An 18072-nucleotide genomic window follows, 5' to 3' on the forward strand; every position below is an offset into this window, starting at 1 on the left:
ACCGAACACTATTGAAGCGTCCGCGCCGGCTGACCGGCGTGGTCGCGCGCGATGCCGGCGTCGGCATCCTCGGCGCCAAAAGCACGGTCGAGGCCCGTCGCCACGACCGAGACCCTGAAGCGGCCTTCCATGCCCTTGTCGAAGATGGCGCCAACGATGATGTCGGCATCCTCGTAGACCTCTTCGCGAATGCGGGTGGCGGCCTCGTCGACTTCAAACAGGGTCATGTCCCTGCCGCCCGATATCGAGACCAGCACGCCCTTGGCGCCTTTCATCGACACTTCGTCGAGCAGCGGGTTGGCGATCGCGGCTTCGGCCGCCTTCATCGCGCGGCCTTCACCGGAAGCCTCACCGGTGCCCATCATGGCGCGGCCCATGTCGCGCATCACGGATTTGACATCGGCGAAGTCGAGATTGATCAGGCCTTCCTTGACGATGAGATCGGTGATGCAGCTGACGCCGGCATAGAGCACCCGGTCGGCAATGACGAACGCATCGGCGAAGGTGGTCTTGGCATCGGCGATCCTGAACAGGTTCTGGTTCGGGATGACGATCACCGTGTCGGCGCTCTCGCGCAGCCGCTCGATGCCTTCTTCGGCCATCTGCATGCGGCGCCGGCCTTCAAAGGTGAACGGCTTCGTGACGACGCCAACCGTCAGGATGCCGGCTTTGCGCGCCGCCTGGGCGATGATTGGAGCCGCACCGGTTCCCGTGCCGCCGCCCATTCCGGCGGTGACGAAACACATATGCGTGCCGGCCAGATGGTCCATGATCTCGTCGAGCGATTCCTCGGCCGCGGCGCGACCGATCTCGGGAAGCGATCCGGCGCCCAGCCCTTCGGTGACATGAGCGCCAAGCTGGATCAGCCGCGTCGCCTTGGACATGGTCAGCGCCTGCGCGTCGGTGTTGGCGGCGATGAATTCGGTACCCTGAAGCTGCTCGGCGATCATGTTGTTGACGGCATTGCCGCCGCCGCCGCCGACGCCGATAACGGTGATCTTGGGTCTCATCTCGGAGATTTCGGGCTTCTTGAACTCGGCCATGCCTGTTTCTCCTTCGTCAATTGCGCGCGCTTCACGACCCACCCGCAGACTGCCTTGGGCATATTGCAATCGAGCGGCATGACGCGAATCAGTCCGTTGCGATGGGTACCCCAAAAAGCCAGACAGCGGCCAGAGGTGCAAGTGCATGCGAGGTCAAGATTTGTGATGACCGTTTTGCACAGCGTGGCTCGGGCGCTGCGTGCGCAAGATCTTACCGCAGCGAGCTCGCCGCTCCCGCCGATAGCGGCTGCGCGCTGGTTTACCGGCTCGTGCTTGGCATTCCGCCCTCCAACCTCTATGTTGCGATCGCAGATCGCGCAATTGGTTTTGAAATGCCTCCCGACATACCAGCTAGTGACTTGAAAAAATAAGGAAAAGCGCTTGGCGACAGCCACGTCTGTTTTCCTAAAACTCACCAGCTATTTTTACCAGGGACGTGCGGCCGGTCAGGCTGCGGCACCTTCGAAAACCAGAGGTTTTAAATTGAGCGATGCAATTGCGGACGTTTTGAACTGGCTTGAAAGCAGAACCGACATCCAGAGCCTGAGGGCGGCGGTGTGCGACCTCAACGGCATCATGCGCGGCAAGCGCATTCCCGTCGAGCAGGCAAGAAAGGCGCTGGAAGGCAAGCTGCGCATGCCTTTTTCGCTGATCGGACTGGATGTCTGGGGCGAAGACATCGAAGGCAACAGCCTGGTTTTCTCGACCGGCGATGCCGATGGACTGTGCCAGTGGACCGGGCGCGGCATTCTGCCGGTGGCCTGGACGGCGCATCCGACGGCACTTGTCCCGCTGTGGCTTGCCGACGAAAGCGGCGCGCCCTATCTCGGCGACCCGCGACGGGCGCTGGCCCGCATCCTCGATCGTTACAAGGCCCTGGGCCTGACCCCGGTCGCGGCAACGGAACTCGAATTCTACCTCGTCGATCCGCAATCGCAGCGGCCGGTCGGCCCTGTCTCGCCGGTGACCGGACGCCGGCTCGATTCCGACGCGGCGCTGTCGATCGACGAAATCGACGATTTCGAATCCTTCATCCATGACGTCTACGAGGCTTGCCGGACGCAAGGCATTCCCGTCGACACGGCCATCGCCGAAAACGGCGTCGGTCAGTTCGAGATCAATCTGAACCATGTCGCGGACGCGTTGCGGGCGGCTGACGATGCGGTGCTGTTCAAGCGCACGGTGAAGGGCATTGCCCGCAAGCACGGCTTTGCCGCCTGCTTCATGGCCAAGCCCTATGGCGACCGGGCGGGCAACGGCTTTCACGTTCATTTCAGCCTGGTCGACGGTGAAGGGCGCAACGTCTTCGACGACGGCACCGACCAGGGCTCGGAGACCATGCGCCATGCAGTCGGTGGCCTGCTTGCGGCAATGGCCGAGAGCACGCTGGTATTCGCGCCGCACTTCAATTCGTACCGCAGGCTGCGCCCAAGATCCTATGCGCCAACCGCGGTCGCCTGGGGCTATGAGAATCGCATGGTCGCGATCCGCATTCCGGGCGGGCCGACCGCTGCTCGCCGTATCGAGCACCGCGTATCGGGAGCCGACGCCAACCCCTATCTGGTGCTTGCGGCCATATTGGGCGCCGCGCTGACCGGCATCGAAAGACAGTTGTCGCCGGGTGATCCGATCGGCACAGACGGCCAGGGACTTCCGCCGGCAAAGCTGCCGCCGGACTGGGCATCCGCGATCGCCGCCTTCGAGAGCGGGACGCATGTGGCGGAGATTTTTCCAGCCATCCTGCGCGACTCCTTTGTGGCCTGCAAACGCCAGGAGCTGAACACGTTTGCGCTCAATGTCAGCGATTTCGAGATCGAGACATACCTCGAGAGCGTCTAGATCGGGTTACGCCAGTACGGCCAAGCTGCCGCGCATCGGCCAATCATGTCCTGGCGGTCGCGATACGGTCGGCAGCCCTCGGGCTTCCTGCGTACCGAACCCTAATCGCGTCAGGCAGGCTCGCGCCAGGGCCGCATTGCTGTCGATGACGAGCAATCCATTCACGTCGTTGAGGCTGGCGGCCACCACCGACAGTTCGGTGCAGCCGAGCAGGGCGGCATCGGCGCCGGTCGCTTGCGCGATGTCGAGCGCGCGCTCGGTTTCAACCGCCGCATCCGCGATCGAACCCGCCTTGACGAGGCTGATCGCGCTGTCGGCGCACGCCTGAAATTCGGTGTTCGCGGGAAGGCAGAGCTCAAATCCCGCCGCCGACATCCTGTCCTGATAGAAGCCGGAGACCAGCGTGCCCTGGGTGGCGAGAACAGCAACCCGGCCCCGCTCCAGGCTACGACGCGTCTCCGCCACCACGGCGTCGCCGATATGGATGATTTCCGCGCGCGAATTCGCCGCCAGTTGGTCGTACCAATGATGGGCGGTGTTGCACGGCATCGCGACGCAGGCGACGCCGAGCGCATTGAGCGTCGCGACCGCCGCTTTCAAAGGCGCCAGCGGGCCGTCATGGCCGGCAAGGATGGCTTCGGTCCTGTCGGGCAGCTGCGGTATGCTGAGGATCACGGCAGGCACATGTTCGTTGTCTCTGAACGCCTGGGTCATCCGGGTCAATTTGAAGTAGAAGTCAGCCGATGCAAGCGGCCCCAGGCCGCCGATAATGCCGAGCTGGGGACGGATGGTGTCGTCGATCATCCGGCGGGCTCGGCTTCGAGCTGTTCCGAGACGGTTTCAGGCTGTGTCGCCTCCCTGTGGCTGGGAGCGATCATTGCCGTGCTCGCTGCGACGGTGCAGACGCTGGCCAGCGTCATGAACGTGTCCACGGCCGCATCCACCGCGACGAACAGGGCGAACGCCGCCTCGAAGGGAAGCTTCAGGTAGCCGCAGACGATGGACATCTGCGACAGGATGAGCAGGCTGCCCATGCCGCCGGTGGTGAGGGCGAGAAGCGCCGAGATGATGCCGACGAGCACGAGGTCGGGGACTGCAAGCGGATGGCCGTAGAGCTGGGCGATGAACAGCGCACCCGAAGTGTAGAGCAGCGCCGGGCCTGTACGCAGCAAAGCCGCCTGCAGCGGCACCAGCAGTTCCACGACCACCAGGCTGAACCGCAGGCGCTCGCTCAATAGGTTGATGACCCATGGCAGCGAGGCGACCGTAGAGCGTGTGGTGATGGCCACCATGAGAAGGGGCTGGCAGGTCTTGATCGTCGTCCAGTAGCTTCGTCGCGACCGGATGGCGATAATGGCAAAGGCGCCGGCAACGAATATGAGGCAGGAAAGACCCATCACCAGCAGGTAACCGCCCATCAGCGTGAGCGGCTTGGTTCCGGTCGACGCGGTCTGGTCCGCGATCAGGATGAAGGTTGCAAAGGGCAACCCCCAGATGAACCAGTTGGTCAGCACCGTACAGGCCCTGTAGACCGCGTTGAGCGCCTGCGTCAGGCTCATGGACGAGGGCTGGGGAATCTTCCCCATCGCGAGCCCGAAAAGCAGGCAGAACAGCAGAACCTGGATGGTCTGTCCCGAGGCCAGCGCATTGAAGACGTTGTTCGGCACCAGGTCGAGCAGGATCGAATGCCCGCCGCTGGGATCCCCATTGGAGGGCGGCGGCTGGAACGGGAAGGCGAGATCGGTGGACACGCTGCCTTGCGAATTGATGAACTCGCCAAGCTCGATGCGCGACTGGGGATTCTCGATCTGGCCCGGCTGCAGGATCAGCGACAAGGTGCCGCTCACCAGCACGGCCAGGAACGACACGACCAGCACGGCCATACCCACCTTACCGAGGTAGCGGACCGATTTCGGGTCCTGGACCATCGCCGTGATGGAGAAGATGACCGACGAGACCAAATAGGGCAGGACGACCATCTTGAGGAAATTCAGGTAGAGTTGTGCGACAGGGCTGATCGCATGGGCAAAGTCTGGATAGTAGAGGCCGCACAGGATTCCTGCAGCAATCATCGCAATCGTCGTCACCGGCGATCGCAAGATACGCCTTGCCGCGAGGCGCCAATCGAAAGGCAGGGGTCCGGCTGCGTCGGAGATGGCCATTGTCAGGCTTTGCTCCCCAGGCGATAGCGGGCGATGATCTCGTCTGTGTTGAGAATCTGCTGACCCCGCGCGAGGTCGAGATACAGATCGACAAAGGCCGCGAGATGCGGATTGTCCGGCCGCACGCCGACTGCGATCGTATCGACCTTGTCGGTCAGCGTGATGGAGCGCGCTACGACTGTCATCGACGGATCGTCGACCATCAGCTTCTTGATCTCGAAATCATCGCGATAGGCCATGTCGATCGTCCCGTTTCGGATCGCATCGATGATCAGATCCCAGCTTGCCAAGCGATGGATTTGCGCATGTGGGAAAGTCGTGGCCGCATAAGTGGCGAAGGAAGAGCCCTCGATCACGCCGAGATCGCCTGAGAAATCACGGACAATCTGTTCTGGCGGCTTGCCTTGCGCGATACGCGCCAGGTTGAGGCGGTTGGCGATCAGCCCTTGCCGCAGCATGGCGTAGGGGCGGGAATAGATGATCGACCGGCCGCGCTGAAGCGTCCTGCTGAGCTTGCCAATCGCCATGTCGGCCTGTCCGGAACTGACCTGTCTGACGATATCGTCGAACGTTGCGGCGGATCGGTCGAACACCGGCTCGACGCCAAGCGCCGCGGCGATGCCGTGGGCCAGTTCCATGTCTATGCCATTGTCCCCGGATCCGTCGGCCGGGAAGAACGGATTGGAAGCGAAGACCGGCATTGCGATGCGCAAGGCATCGCCGCTCGCGATCGGCTTTGGGGCGTTCTCCGCCTGCTGTCCTGGAGTGTTGGCCGCCTGGGCTTGCGAGATCAGCAACCCGCCGCTCCCGGCCGCAAGCAGTGTACGACGTGTAACCGGCATACGCGTTCTCAATTAGACCGGGAAAGCCAGCAAGATGCACAACCGACGTTAAACAAACGTATATATTACACTGCGCTTTTTTATGTATTGGATAAGCAGCTCAGCGCCACAAAATATTAGTATCACCTAATGTAAAAGGAATGGCGGAAGGATCGCGTTACTTCCCGCCAGGCGATCAGTTGCCCCTAGGCGATCAGCTGCACTGTCAAAACGTCTCTGCCCAGGGCCGCAGCTCAAGCTCCGAGCTCCAGGCGCTGCGATGCTGGCGATGGATTGTAAGATAGGCCTCGGCGATGGCGTCCGGCGATAGACGGCGGTCCGGCCGGCCGGGATCGGCCACCTGTCCGGGCGGCTCGATCTGGCCGTCGATGATGAAGTGGGCGACGTGGATGTTCTGCGGAGCGAGCTCGCGGGCCATGGACTGCGCCAGGCCGCGCAGGCCGAATTTCGGCATGGCGAAGCCGGCTGAGCCGGGAAATCCCTTCACGCTGGCGGTGGCGCCGGTGAACAGGATCGATCCGGAACCCCGCGCCAGCAGCCGGCGCGCCGCCTGCTGGCCGACCAGGAAGCCGCCATAGGCGCCGACCAGCAATGCCTGCTTGACCGCTTCGGCATCGAGCTCGGCGATCGGTCCGCGGGTGCGCGCGCTGGCGTTGAACACTGCAAGCGCCAGCGGGCCGGCCTTGTCTGCGGTGTCGAACAGGCTGGCGACGGACGCAACGTCGGCAACATCCGTCTCGACGGCCAGCGCCCCGGTTTCGTCGGTCAGAGCGCTGAGCTTCTCGACATTGCGGGCGGCCAGAACCACGCGAAAGCCTTCCCGGGTGAGAAGGCGCGCAAGCGAGGCGCTCAGACCAGCGCCGGCGCCTGCAATGACGGCCACATCGGATGCCATGATTTTTCACTCCTTGCGGATTTCGGCGGAAGCGTTCGCCAGATCAGGCAAGGTCGCGCCTTCGGGGCTGACAGGCAAGAGGTGGCATCTCGGCGGTTGTTGAGCCAGACGGCTGCAGAACCGACGTTGCGCGGTCCAGCATCGCCTGTGGCGCTACGAAGGCCGTTCGGTCTTCAGCACCGAGACCGCCACTTCGACAGTGGCAAGGCTTGGACCTTGCCCGCCAACCGGATTCATCCGACCGATATTTTGACGGTAGAATCGTCAGGCTTCGCAAAGCGATCGGCGATCTCATCGATGGGGACTGGAGCATGGTCCCGAAAAGTGGGAAACGGTTTCGGAAAAGATCATGCTCAACGAGGAAACGACTATGGAACCAATCTGGGCCGTCGGCCTGATGACCGGCACGGTGCTGGACGGCAACATCGACGTCGCGCTGATCAAGACCGATGGCGAGCAGATCGAGGATTTCGGCACCTATCGGTTGATGCCCTATCCCGCGTCGATCCGCTCGCTGCTGGAAGAGACGCTGACGGAGGCGCGGGCGTGGAATTTCGTCGGGCCGGAGCCGGCGATCTTCCGCACCGCGGAGGATGCCCTGACACGCGCGCAATCGGCGGCCGTCAAGGAGTTGGTCGAAGGCTATGGCATGACGATGGCCGATATCGGCATTGTCGGTTTTCACGGCCAGACCGTTCTGCATCGTGCGCCGCAGGTTGGACGGCTGGGCCAGACCCGGCAGCTCGGCGACGGTGAGCTGATGCATGCCATACTGGGCACCAAGGTCGCATACGATTTCCGCTCGGCCGACATGCGCGCCGGGGGGCAAGGCGCGCCGCTGGCCGCGGTCTATCACACCGCGCTGATGCGCAGCGCCGGTGCCAATGGCGAGGTCGCCGTACTCAATCTCGGCGGCGTCGCCAACATCACCTGGTGGGACGGCGCTGACAATGTCGTCGCCTTCGACACCGGCCCCGCCAACGCGCCGCTCAACGATTTCATCAAGTCGAAGGGGCTCGGCGAGATGGACCGCGACGGCGCGCTTGGCCGGGCGGGAACGGTCGACGAGGCCCGGCTCGCCAAGCTGCTGCAGCACCCTTATCTGAGCAAAGCCTACCCGAAATCGCTGGATCGTTTCGACTTCGGTGCCGCGATGGCGGACGGCCTGAATGCAGAGGATGGTGCGGCCTTGCTCACCGCGTTCACCGCCGGCGCCGTCGGCAAGGCACTCGACCTCTTACCAAGCCGGCCTAAAAAGCTGGTGGTCAGCGGCGGAGGTCGCCATAATCCGACCATGATGGCGATGCTGGCCAGCCGCGCCGGCGTCGAGGTGGTGCAGGCCGAGAGCCTGGGCTGGAGCGGCGACGCGGTGGAGGCGGAATGCTTTGCCTTCCTCGCGGTTCGCGTGCTGCGCGGGCTGCCGATCAGTTTTCCGAGCACGACCGGCGCACCGCGGCCGATGCAGGGCGGAAATCTCGCCGGTTAAGCCAGTTTCTTCTGCAGGAAGATGCGGCTGCGGCCGACGGGGAAGTCGGCAAGTGTTCCAAAGGGCTGATAACCCTGGCGCTGATAGACCTTGGCGGCATTCGGATTTAAGGTGTCGATCCAGGCGTTTTGACAGCCGCGCGCCACCGCTTCATGTTCGGCCGCGTCCAGCATCTTGCCGGCCATGTGCTGACCGCGCAGCCGCTCATCCACCCAGAGCCATTGCACATAAAGCCATCCCCAGGCGGTGTAGCCGGAAATGCCGGCGACGACCGCGCCATCCTCGCCCCGCACGAACACCGCAAGCGCTTGCCTTTCGGACGCGCCGACATCGCCGTCGTTGAACGCCGTAAGCCTTTCGCTGAGAAAAGTGAGGTCTTGCGGCGAGGGATTTGCCGTCGTTTCCAGTGTCGTGTTCATCGCTTTTCCGAGATGGGTTGCGTATCGGCATCGCCGCCATTGCGAAATTCGGACGCGGCAATGCCGTAGCGCTTGAGCTTGTCATAAAAGGTCTTACGCGGCACGCCGAGCGCGTCGATGGCGGCGCGCACGTCGCCGCCATGGTCGCGCAGCGCATCGCGGATCAGTTGCGCCTCATAGTGGCCGACCCGTTCGGGCAATGCTGCCGCAGGCTCCGGCGAATACGCGCGAACCGTTTTCATCTCCTCGTCCGGGCCGAGACCGAGCGCGACGCGATCGGCGAAATGGGCGAGCTCGCGCACATTGCCCGGCCAGTCATGCGACTGGAGATGATCGCTGACGGCTGCATTCACCTTGGCGACAGGCCGGCCAAACCGTTCGGCCGCCTTGCCGAGGAAATGCCCGAACAGCATCGGGATATCGCCGCGGCGTTCACGTAGCGGCGGAATGCGCAGCGTCACCACGTTGAGGCGAAAATACAGATCCTCGCGAAAATCGCCGCGCTGGTCCGGCCGCCCGAGATCGACCTTGGTCGCTGCGACGACCCTGAGATCGATGCGCCGTATCTCGTTCGAGCCAAGCGGCGTGAGGCTGCGCGTTTCGAGCACGCGCAGCAGCTTGACCTGGAGCGCAGGCGGCATGGATTCGATCTCGTCGAGAAACAGCGTGCCGCCGCTCGAATGCTCGATGCTGCCAATCCGCCGCCGCTGCGCGCCGGTGAACGCGCCCGCCTCGTGGCCGAACAACTCGCTCTCTATGACCGTCTCCGGCAGGGCGCCGCAATTCAGCGCCACGAAGGGTTTTGCGCGCCGCCGCCCCCATCGGTGCAGGAGGTCCGCCACCACTTCCTTGCCGGTTCCGGTCTCTCCCTCGACCAGCACGTCGACATCCATGTCGGCGATCTGGCGCAAGGTCTCGCGCAGCCGTTTGATGGAAGGTGCCTCGCCGATCAGCGGCAGGCCGTCGGCGGCCAGTGCCGCGGCTTCGCGCAGCCGCCGGTTCTCCATCACCAGCCGCCGCTTCTCACTCGCCCGTTTCAGCGCCTCGAGAAGGCGATCGCCGGCATAGGGTTTCGAGATGAAATCGTAGACGCCGTCCTTGAGCGCCGCCACCGCAAGATCGACGTCGCCATGGCCGGTGACCAGGATCACGGGTATATCCGGATCGATCGCCTTGATGCGATCGAACAGCTGCAGACCATTCATGCCCGGCATGCGGATATCGCTGACGACGACGCCCTCGAAATTCCTGTCGACGACGGCAAGTGCTGCCTCGGCGGCGTCGAGTGCGACCACCGTGAAGCCGGCAAGCTCGAGCAATTGCGTGGTGGCGTGAAGGAGGTCCGCATCGTCGTCGACGAGCGCGACCAGCCCTGATCCGTCTGTCATTCAATTCGCCTCAAATCTATGGTGAAGGATGCGCCGCTGCCATTGCCGGGATCGAGCCGCAGCGTGCCGCCCAATTCCTGGGCGATCTCCTGCGAGATCACCAGCCCGAGACCAAGCCCCTTCTCCTTGGTGGTCTGGAACGGCATGAACAGATTGCCAGCCGCCTCCGGACCAAGGCCGGGGCCATTGTCGCGCACCGAAATCAGCACCCTGTCGTCGCGCTCGGCAAGTTCGATCTCGATGCGGGGATCGGGCTGGTCCTTCATCGCGTCCAATGCATTTTGCAACAGATTGACCAGGATCTGCTCCAGCCGGATGCGGCTCGCCATGACCACCGGCGAGGCATTGCCGCGCGGCCTGACGATGGTGACGCCGGAATCGCGTATGCGGCCTGACAGCAGCGACAGCGCGCCGTCGATCGCCTCGCGCACCGGCAGCGGCGAAGCGGCGACGCCCGGCCGGCGGGCGAAAGTGCGCAAGGTGCCGGTGATCGCGCCGATGCGTTCGGTCATCGAAACGATCGATGTCAGATTGCCGCTGGCCGATCCGGTCTTGCCGCTGTCCAGAAAACGACCTGCATTCTCGGCATAGGTGCGGATGGCGGCGACCGGCTGGTTGATCTCATGCGCCACGCCGGCGGCGATCTGGCCGAGGATGGAAAGCCGGTTGGCCTGGGCGAGATCGTCGCGCAGTCGGCGGACCTTGGCTTCGGCATTCTCGCGCTCGGCGATTTCGCCGGCAAGTGCGGTGTTGGAGCGCGTCAGCTCGGCCGTTCGCGTGCTGACCCGGCTTTCGAGCTCGGCATTCATGCGCGCCAGCGCTTCCTGCCGCAGCCTGCGCGTTCGCCGGCGCCGGGTCAGCACGTAGGCAATCAAGCCTAGAAGCAGCAAGCCCAGGAGCGTGGTCAGGCGCGCCGTATTGGCGGCCGAGGAGAGAGCAGCGTCGGCGGGCGTCAGCAGCCACAGACGCCAGCCTGGGACTGCACCGGGCAAATCCTGCACCACCTCGACGAACTGGCGTGGTTTTCCGGCGTTGTCGATCGTCGCCAGGCCATCGCCGGCGCCGCGTCTGAACGGCAGCGGCTCGAAGGCAGCATCGGCCAATTGCAGTTGCTCATGGGCGGCGGCCACGTCCTCGGCCGACAGTGGTGCCAGCGCACGAAACCGCCAGTCGGGCTGGCTGGTGGCCAGCACGACGCCTCGTTCATCGGTGACAAAGACAAGGAAACCGCTGGAACGCCAATTTGCCTCGACGCCGTCGAGCTCGACCTTCAACACCGCAACGCCAAGCGGCTTGCCGTTATCGTCGACGCGGCTCGAAAGGTAGAGTCCCGGCCGTCCGCTGATCGTGCCGAGACCATATTGGCTGGCGGCGCCGTTGGCCATGGCCTCCTGGAAATAGTGCCGGAAATTATAGTCGATGCCGACAAAGCTGGTCGGTTCGCCGGCATTGCTGGCTGATATGGCGATGCCTGCCGTATCGATGACATAGATGGCGGAGGCCGAGGCATCGCCGGCAATCGCCTTGAGCTTGTCGTTGAGGGCCGCTTCTTGCATCTTCCCGGCCCGGCGCAGCGCGCCCCGCACAGCATCGTCGCGGGCCAGCACCAAGGGAACCAGGCGCTGCTTTTCGATTTCGCCGGTCAGCGTTCCCGCCGCCAGCGGCAGAGCGGCAAGTGCTGTGTCGCGCAGATTGTCGGCCGCCTGGCCGGAGGCGATGCGCCCGGCGATGGCGATCGCGCCAGCCAGGACGGCAAGGGCTGCGACCACGGCAAGCCAGCGGCCATCGCGCAGCCGGGCCACCGCCTCGCGCAGCAACTCACGGCCGGCAAACCCTTGGGATTCGCTATCGGTGCCTGCCTGCGGCGTCTGCCCTCTCCCTTTTCTTCGCGGCTTTCCGGTCAGTGTAATGCGAAAATCCGCCCAGGCAAACGCCACTTGTGCGGAAATCCGCACAAGTATTGTCCGCGCGACCTCTGACAAAGGCGGAAATCCGCGATTCCGGCCTTTCCCCGATCTGGCACGACGCTTGCAAAACTGTTTTCAGCGGCGTGCGACCGGAGCGCCGCGATGGGAGAAGTCACGCAGGCGATCCGTTTTCGCCCATCCGGCCAGGGAGAGTTCGATGCACATCGCAGACCAATCAGGCGCGCTTGCCGCGCAGCGCAAACCTTTCTATGCCCAACTATACGTGCAGGTGCTCGTCGCGATCACCGTCGGCATCCTGCTCGGCCATTTCTATCCGTCGGTCGGCGAGAGCATGAAGCCGCTCGGCGACGCCTTCATCAAGCTGGTCAAGATGATCATCGCCCCGGTCATCTTCCTGACCGTGACAACGGGCATTGCCGGCATGAGCGACCTGCAGAAGGTCGGGCGTGTTGCCGGCAAGGCGATGCTCTATTTCCTCACCTTTTCGACGTTGGCGCTGATCATCGGCCTTGTCGTCGCCAATGTCGTGCAGCCGGGCGCCGGCTTCAACATCGACCCGGCGACGCTCGACGCCTCGACCGTCAACACCTACGCCGCCAAGGCGCACGATCAGTCGGTCACCGGGTTCCTGATGAACATCATCCCGTCGACCATCGTCGGCGCCTTCGCCGACGGCGACATCCTGCAGGTGCTGTTCTTCTCGGTGCTGTTCGGCATCGCGCTGGCGCTGGTCGGCGAGAAGGGCGAGCCCGTCCTCAATTTCCTGCAGGCGCTGACGACGCCGATCTTCAAGCTGGTCAGCGTGCTGATGAAGGCCGCCCCCATCGGTGCCTTCGGCGCCATGGCCTTCACCATCGGCAAATACGGCATCGGCGCGGTCATCAATCTCGCCATGCTGGTCGGCACCTTTTACGTGACGTCGTTCCTGTTCGTGTTCATCGTGCTGGGTGCGGTCTGCCGCTACAACGGATTCTCCATCCTGTCGCTGATCCGCTACATCAAGGAAGAGCTGCTTTTGGTGCTGGGCACCTCCTCGTCGGAGGCCGCCCTGCCCTCGCTGATGGAAAAGATGGAGAAGGCCGGCGCCAAGCGCTCCGTGGTCGGCCTGGTCATCCCGACCGGCTATTCCTTCAACCTCGACGGTACCAACATCTACATGACGCTGGCGGCGCTGTTCATCGCGCAGGCGACCAACATCCACTTGTCGATGGGTGACCAGATCCTGCTGCTGCTGGTTGCCATGCTCTCGTCCAAGGGCGCCGCCGGCATCACCGGAGCGGGCTTCATCACCCTTGCCGCCACGCTGTCGGTGGTTCCGGCGGTGCCGGTCGCCGGTATGGCGCTGATCCTCGGCGTCGACCGCTTCATGTCGGAATGCCGGGCGCTGACCAACTTCGTTGGCAATGCCGTCGCCACGCTGGTGGTGGCGCGCTGGGAAGGCGAACTCGACGAGGCCAAGCTGGCGAGGGCGCTGGCGGGCACGGCTGACGACAGCCTGCCGGCGGATGTCGTCCCCGCCGAGTAACCACGCGTGGCTTATGCGTAAAAGGCCGGAGGCATGCTGCCTCCGGCCTTTGTCATGCAGTCGCACGTCAGACGGTGCCGATCTTGCTCAGTGGTGTGTCCGGATATGTGCTTGGGCCGACAGGCATGCGGGCTGCCAAAGTGCCCTCGTCGTCGAACAGCACAAGGCTGGCGGCGCCGACGAGCCCGGCATGGCGGCCGAGCTGTGCTGGAACGACCGGTACGTCGCGATAGGCGCGCATGGCCCGCTGCCTGATGGTTGCCTCGATGGTCGGCGCCATCAGGTCGAGCCCATTGGCGATGCCGCCGCCGACGACCAGCACATCGGGCGAATAGAGATGTAACAGGTTGGTGAAGCCGACGCCCAGCCAGCGGGCTTCCTCGTCCAGCAAGGCCGAGGCAAGATCGTCGCGCAGCCGTGCCGCCTCGACGACGTGGCGGCCGGTCACCTCCGCATCCGCTGACAGGCGCCGCAAGGCAGAGCCGTCGCCGGCCGCCGTGGCGGCGCTGGCGCGGCGGCCGAGCGCGGTTCCCGAAGCGATGGCCTCGAAGCAGCCGATGACGCCGCACACGCAACGCTCGCCCTCATTGGTGATGGTCATGTGACCGATCTCGGCGGCAAGGCCACGGCGGCCATGCAGGATGCGCCCATCGACGACGACACCGCCGCCGATGCCGGTCGACACCGTGACAAAGACCAGCGAGCGAGCGCCATGGCCGGCGCCGAAGCGCCATTCGCCGAGCGCCGCGGCATTGGCGTCGTTCTCCAGACGGACCGGCAGGCCGAGCCGCCGCTCGAGGATGTCGGCAAGCGGTACATCCAGCCAGCCGGTGAGTGTCGGCGGGCCGACGGCGATGCCGGCCAGCGGATCAAGCGGTCCCGGCGCACCGACACCGACGCCGACGACCGACAGTGCCGGGGCTTCGGCATGGACGGTCGCCGCCAGCGCCTCGATCTGGCCGATCACCACGTCTGGACCGGCCTGCGCCTGCGTCGGCACCGCCGCGAATGCCAGGATCTTGCCCTCACGGTCGACCAGGGCGGCGCGAAGCTCCGTCCCGCCAAGATCGATCGCAAGGGCGGCTTCCGTTGTCATGCCGCGACCTTCAAGCCGTGCAGCCAGCCGATGCGGCCGGCGAGGTCCTTGTCACCGAAGGCGAGCGAACCGAGGACCACGGTTTCGGCCCCGGCGGCACGCAGCAACGGCACGGTCTCGTGGCGGATGCCGCCGTCGGCGGCCAGAACCACTTGCGCCTCACGGCCGGCCTTTCTCAGGATAGCGCGGGTAGCGCCCAGCCTGTCGCAGGCCTTGTCCGACAGGCTCTGTCCCTTGACGCCGATTGCGGTTCCAAGAAGCGTTACGAAGGCGACTTCCGGGACGAAGGCCGTCACCGCTTCCACAGGCGTCTCCAGCCTGAGCACGACGCCCGCCTCGGCGCCGAGCTCCCGCGCCAGCCGCACGGCGCGCAATCCCGCTTCGCCATTCTCGGCATGGACGCTGATCATGTCGGCGCCGGCTTCGATGAACTGGCGCGTCTGCGCCTCGACGATTGCTTCATCGACCATCAGGTGGACATGGATGGGCTTGGCCGTCAGCCCGGCGATGCGGGCGACGAGGTCGGGGAAGAACAGGAAGGACGGGGCGAAATGACCGTCCGCCACATCGATATGATGAAGATCGACATAGGGTTCGATGCGCTTCAAGTCGTTCTCGAAATTGGCAAGATTGGCAGACCAGAGCGAGAATTCGGCGATCATGCGATCGCGTGGCAGTTCGGCGATGGCGGCCGGGCCGGAGAGAGATTTCGAGATCATGATTGGTCCTGGTTGTCAAAATTTGTGTTGAGAAAGCTGCCGATGGCGGCGCGGATTTCGGCGAAATGGCGCTCCTTGTCGGTGGCCTTCGGCGTCACCTCGACAAAGGCGGCATTGGGGATGGTGTCTGCAAGGCTGCGCGCGGTGGCCAGCGGATGGACGAGATCGATGCCGCTGCCAATGACGAGCGTCGGGAGCGCGAGGCCGGCGGCCGCTGCCCGCGTTACGCCGGGCCCATCGTTTGCGATTGCTCGCATCACCTCGGCGAAAACATTCGCGTTGGCGCGCGCGAAGAAGCCGAGCAGGGAAGCAAGATTGTCCGGCGCTGCGGTTCGAAAGCGTGCGGCCGTCGCGGAGGCCGCGAAGATATCTCGCGCGTCATCCAGCGGACGGCTGAGGATGAGCTCCGCCACTTCCACGTAAGGGCGCATGTTTTGCGGTGCCGCGTCGAAAGCCCAGGCAGGGCGAACAAGCACCAGACCTGTGACCCTATCCGGGTGCCGGGCCGCAAGCCGCAAGGCGATTGCCGCGCCCATCGAGATGCCGCCGGCGACGAAACGGTCGAGGCCGACCGCATCCGCGGCGGCCAGCACATCATCGGCGAACATCGCGATCGAAAACGGCCGTGTCGTGCCGGCGCCAGAGCTGCCCTGAGCGCGGCATTCGACGGTCAGTCGGCGGCATGAGGGACCATCGGGAAAGTTCTGCGCCACTTGTGCCGCATCACCGCCGAGGCCGTGCTGGAAGACGACGGGAGGCCTGCCCTGCCCCGTGTCGAAGACACGAAGCGATGCATCGTCGCGAAGCAGGATCGTTGGCGCGGCGACCATCAGAGGAGTCCCCGCAGAAAGGCTGCGACGCCGGGGGCTTCATCGGCGGACAGCCCGTGGGTGACGAGCGATCCGTCGAAGCCCGCTGCCTTCAGCCGTGAAACAAAATGCGGAAAATCGACGATGCCTTGTCCGGCGGTGGCAAAGCCGCCGTCACCAGAGCGATCCTTGGCGTGCGCCATGGCGATATGGCCGGCAGCCTCGTCGATCGCGGCGGCGACGATGGCGCGCGCTTCGTGTTGCGTCGCGTGCTCGAACAGGTTCGCCGGATCGAGCACGATCTTCAGATGCTTCGATCCCATTTCGGCGATCAGCCTGGTCGCGTCCCTGGCCGAGGTGACGATGTTGGCCTGCTCGGGCTCGATGCCGAGATCGACGCCGGCGTCTTCGGCAAGCGCCAGCGCTTTCTCCATCTCGGCGGCCATGTCGGACCAGGCGGCCGGCGTGCTATTGTCGGGATGATACGCCCACTGATCGGCGGCGTTGCGCGAGCCGGTGCAGAGCGTGACCAGCGGAATGTCGAGGGCAGCAGCAGCATTGATGATGGCCGCGAGACGCCTGAGGCCACCGTCGCGGACGACCTTGTCGGGATGCGCCATGTTGTAGGTGCCCGACAGTGCGGCCAGCGAAACGCCTGACGATCGCACTGCGGCACGGACGGAAGCGATGGCATCCGCCGGCACGACATCCGGCATCGACGGCAGGCCGGCGCAGGCGAGATTGAACTGCGTCGTCTCATAGCCAGCCTGCTTAACCGCCGTCAGCACGGCAGCCGGCTCTGTGCCGGCAAATGTCTTGGCGAAAATGCCGAGACGCATCAGACCGCTCCCGAAACCGAGGCGAGTTCGACCCGTTCACCTGTCTCGACCGAACGCGCGATGGCGACCATGGCGCGGATCGAGGCGATACCGTCCTCGACATTGGCGCCGCGCATCGGCGTGCCGTTCAGGACTGTATCCGCTAGGCCTTCCAGTTGGCGGCGGAAGAAATGACCGTCGGCGCCGAGCGGCTTGTGGGCGGTGGCGGTCTTCTCGTGAAATATCTCGACCTCGCTGGCGCGGAAGTACCAGGGGTTGAAGGTTTTCGCGATGACGGAGCCGTTCTCGCCATAGAGCTGAAAACCTTCGTGCCAGTCCATGCGCACGGCAACGGTCAGGTCGAGATGCCCGAGCGCGCCGCTGGCGAACTCGGTCTCGACGAACCAGCAATAGGCGCCGAATTTCTCATTGAGGCGGGCGCGCACGGCAACGATATCGCCGCACAGGAAACGCGCCGTGTCGACGAGATGCGAGCCGTGCGCCAGCATGAAATATTGCCTGAGATCAGCCTTGGGATTGCCGGTCGGCTTCTTCGCCAGCTTGCTGGTGACCGGCAGCGGCTGAATGGCATCGGTGTTGGTGTAGCGATGGGTGGAATCGCAGTACCAGGCCTTAAGCGCCAGCACCTCGCCGATCTCGTCGCGCACGAAGTCGCGCGCGGCCTCCAGCGCCGGGTCGAAGCGCTTCATGTGACCGACCTGCAGGACCTTGGCCGAGCGCCTGACCGCCTGCGCCAGTGCCTCGCCTTCCTCCACCGAGGTGCCGATCGGCTTTTCGCACAGGACATGCTTTCCCGCATCGAGCGCCTTGATCGACATCGGCACGTGATAGGCGTCCGACGTGGCGACGATCACCGCTTCCAGTTCGGGATCGGCGAGCATGGCGTCGTAGTCGGCATACATCTTTTGCGGCTCGTAGGTGGCGCCCATGCGGGCGAGCAGATCGGGTGCCGCGTCGCAGATGGCGTAGAGGTCGGCATTCCCAGCCTTCACGCAGGATTGCAGATGCGCGAACTGCGCGATGGGACCGCAGCCGAGCACACCGACCCTGAGGCGTCTGTCTTGTTTCTTGATCATCGTATC

At 64.4% G+C, this 18072-nt stretch carries 16 protein-coding genes; 3 read left to right on the plus strand and 13 right to left on the minus strand.

Annotation, left to right across the window (positions count from 1 at the left end; all coding sequences use genetic code 11):
- Positions 1-8: 8 nt before the first annotated feature.
- On the minus strand, positions 9-1043 hold the full coding sequence (gene ftsZ, locus M729_RS0130875; protein ID WP_013532929.1) for a cell division protein FtsZ: 1035 nt from the start codon (positions 1041-1043) through the stop codon (positions 9-11).
- A gap of 483 nt (positions 1044-1526) precedes the next feature.
- On the opposite strand from ftsZ, the gene M729_RS0130880 reads away from it, so the two are divergent.
- On the plus strand, positions 1527-2882 hold the full coding sequence (locus M729_RS0130880; RefSeq protein WP_013532930.1) for a glutamine synthetase family protein: 1356 nt from the start codon (positions 1527-1529) through the stop codon (positions 2880-2882).
- A 6-nt stretch (positions 2883-2888) separates the two neighbouring features.
- On the opposite strand, the gene M729_RS0130885 is transcribed toward M729_RS0130880, so the two are convergent.
- The 4 genes from M729_RS0130885 to M729_RS0130900 form a co-directional block, all read right to left on the minus strand.
- Complete coding sequence (locus M729_RS0130885) at positions 2889-3686, minus strand: amino acid racemase (protein WP_027163856.1); 798 nt, start codon at positions 3684-3686, stop codon at positions 2889-2891.
- A complete protein-coding gene (locus M729_RS0130890; protein ID WP_027163857.1) occupies positions 3683-5044 on the minus strand; it encodes a cation:dicarboxylase symporter family transporter in 1362 nt (453 codons plus the stop codon). The genes M729_RS0130885 and M729_RS0130890 overlap by 4 nt, the downstream gene beginning before the upstream one ends.
- A 2-nt stretch (positions 5045-5046) precedes the next feature.
- Entirely contained in the window at positions 5047-5886 is an 840-nt protein-coding gene (locus M729_RS0130895) for a transporter substrate-binding domain-containing protein (protein ID WP_050596388.1), read from the minus strand.
- A 205-nt stretch (positions 5887-6091) separates the two neighbouring features.
- The gene (locus M729_RS0130900) at positions 6092-6781 is read right to left on the minus strand and encodes an SDR family NAD(P)-dependent oxidoreductase (RefSeq protein WP_027163859.1); all 690 of its coding nucleotides are present in this window, start codon (positions 6779-6781) and stop codon (positions 6092-6094) included.
- Positions 6782-7151: 370 nt separating this feature from the next.
- Here M729_RS0130900 and M729_RS0130910 point away from each other — a divergent pair, with 370 nt between their 5' ends.
- Positions 7152-8267 (plus strand): anhydro-N-acetylmuramic acid kinase, encoded by a 1116-nt coding sequence (locus M729_RS0130910; protein ID WP_027163860.1) that lies wholly within the window; start codon positions 7152-7154, stop codon positions 8265-8267.
- Here the strand turns inward: M729_RS0130910 and M729_RS0130915 are convergent.
- The 3 genes from M729_RS0130915 to M729_RS0130925 are packed head-to-tail and all read right to left on the minus strand — an operon-like array spanning position 8264 to position 12029.
- Positions 8264-8686 (minus strand): GNAT family N-acetyltransferase, encoded by a 423-nt coding sequence (locus tag M729_RS0130915; protein ID WP_027163861.1) that lies wholly within the window; start codon positions 8684-8686, stop codon positions 8264-8266. The two genes, M729_RS0130910 and M729_RS0130915, sit on opposite strands and share 4 nt — an antisense overlap.
- On the minus strand, positions 8683-10074 hold the full coding sequence (locus M729_RS0130920; RefSeq protein ID WP_027163862.1) for a sigma-54 dependent transcriptional regulator: 1392 nt from the start codon (positions 10072-10074) through the stop codon (positions 8683-8685). Before M729_RS0130920 ends, M729_RS0130915 begins: the two co-directional genes overlap by 4 nt.
- A complete protein-coding gene (locus M729_RS0130925) occupies positions 10071-12029 on the minus strand; it encodes a sensor histidine kinase (protein WP_027163863.1) in 1959 nt (652 codons plus the stop codon). The genes M729_RS0130920 and M729_RS0130925 overlap by 4 nt, the downstream gene beginning before the upstream one ends.
- A 169-nt stretch (positions 12030-12198) precedes the next feature.
- Between M729_RS0130925 and M729_RS0130930 the strand changes: the two genes are divergently transcribed.
- Positions 12199-13527 carry a dicarboxylate/amino acid:cation symporter gene (locus M729_RS0130930; protein WP_024502566.1) on the plus strand — a complete coding sequence of 443 codons (1329 nt, stop codon included), beginning with the start codon at positions 12199-12201 and terminating at the stop codon, positions 13525-13527.
- Between the two features lie 67 nt (positions 13528-13594).
- Here M729_RS0130930 and M729_RS0130935 read toward each other — a convergent pair whose 3' ends face one another.
- Genes M729_RS0130935 through M729_RS0130955 form a run of 5 tightly spaced genes read right to left on the minus strand, consistent with a single transcriptional unit; the run spans position 13595 to position 18066 of the window.
- A complete protein-coding gene (locus M729_RS0130935; RefSeq protein ID WP_027163865.1) occupies positions 13595-14623 on the minus strand; it encodes an ROK family protein in 1029 nt (342 codons plus the stop codon).
- Positions 14620-15342 carry a ribulose-phosphate 3-epimerase gene (locus tag M729_RS0130940; protein WP_013532941.1) on the minus strand — a complete coding sequence of 241 codons (723 nt, stop codon included), beginning with the start codon at positions 15340-15342 and terminating at the stop codon, positions 14620-14622. The genes M729_RS0130935 and M729_RS0130940 overlap by 4 nt, the downstream gene beginning before the upstream one ends.
- Entirely contained in the window at positions 15339-16172 is an 834-nt protein-coding gene (locus M729_RS0130945) for an alpha/beta hydrolase (protein ID WP_027163866.1), read from the minus strand. Before M729_RS0130945 ends, M729_RS0130940 begins: the two co-directional genes overlap by 4 nt.
- On the minus strand, positions 16172-16990 hold the full coding sequence (locus M729_RS0130950) for a sugar phosphate isomerase/epimerase (RefSeq protein WP_027163867.1): 819 nt from the start codon (positions 16988-16990) through the stop codon (positions 16172-16174). The genes M729_RS0130945 and M729_RS0130950 overlap by 1 nt, the downstream gene beginning before the upstream one ends.
- A complete protein-coding gene (locus M729_RS0130955) occupies positions 16990-18066 on the minus strand; it encodes a Gfo/Idh/MocA family oxidoreductase (RefSeq protein ID WP_027163868.1) in 1077 nt (358 codons plus the stop codon). The genes M729_RS0130950 and M729_RS0130955 overlap by 1 nt, the downstream gene beginning before the upstream one ends.
- Between the last annotated feature and the right edge of the window lie 6 nt (positions 18067-18072).

The sequence above is a fragment of the Mesorhizobium sp. WSM1293 genome, assembly GCF_000513875.1.
In the GTDB taxonomy this organism is placed as follows: Bacteria; Pseudomonadota; Alphaproteobacteria; order Rhizobiales; family Rhizobiaceae; genus Mesorhizobium; species Mesorhizobium ciceri.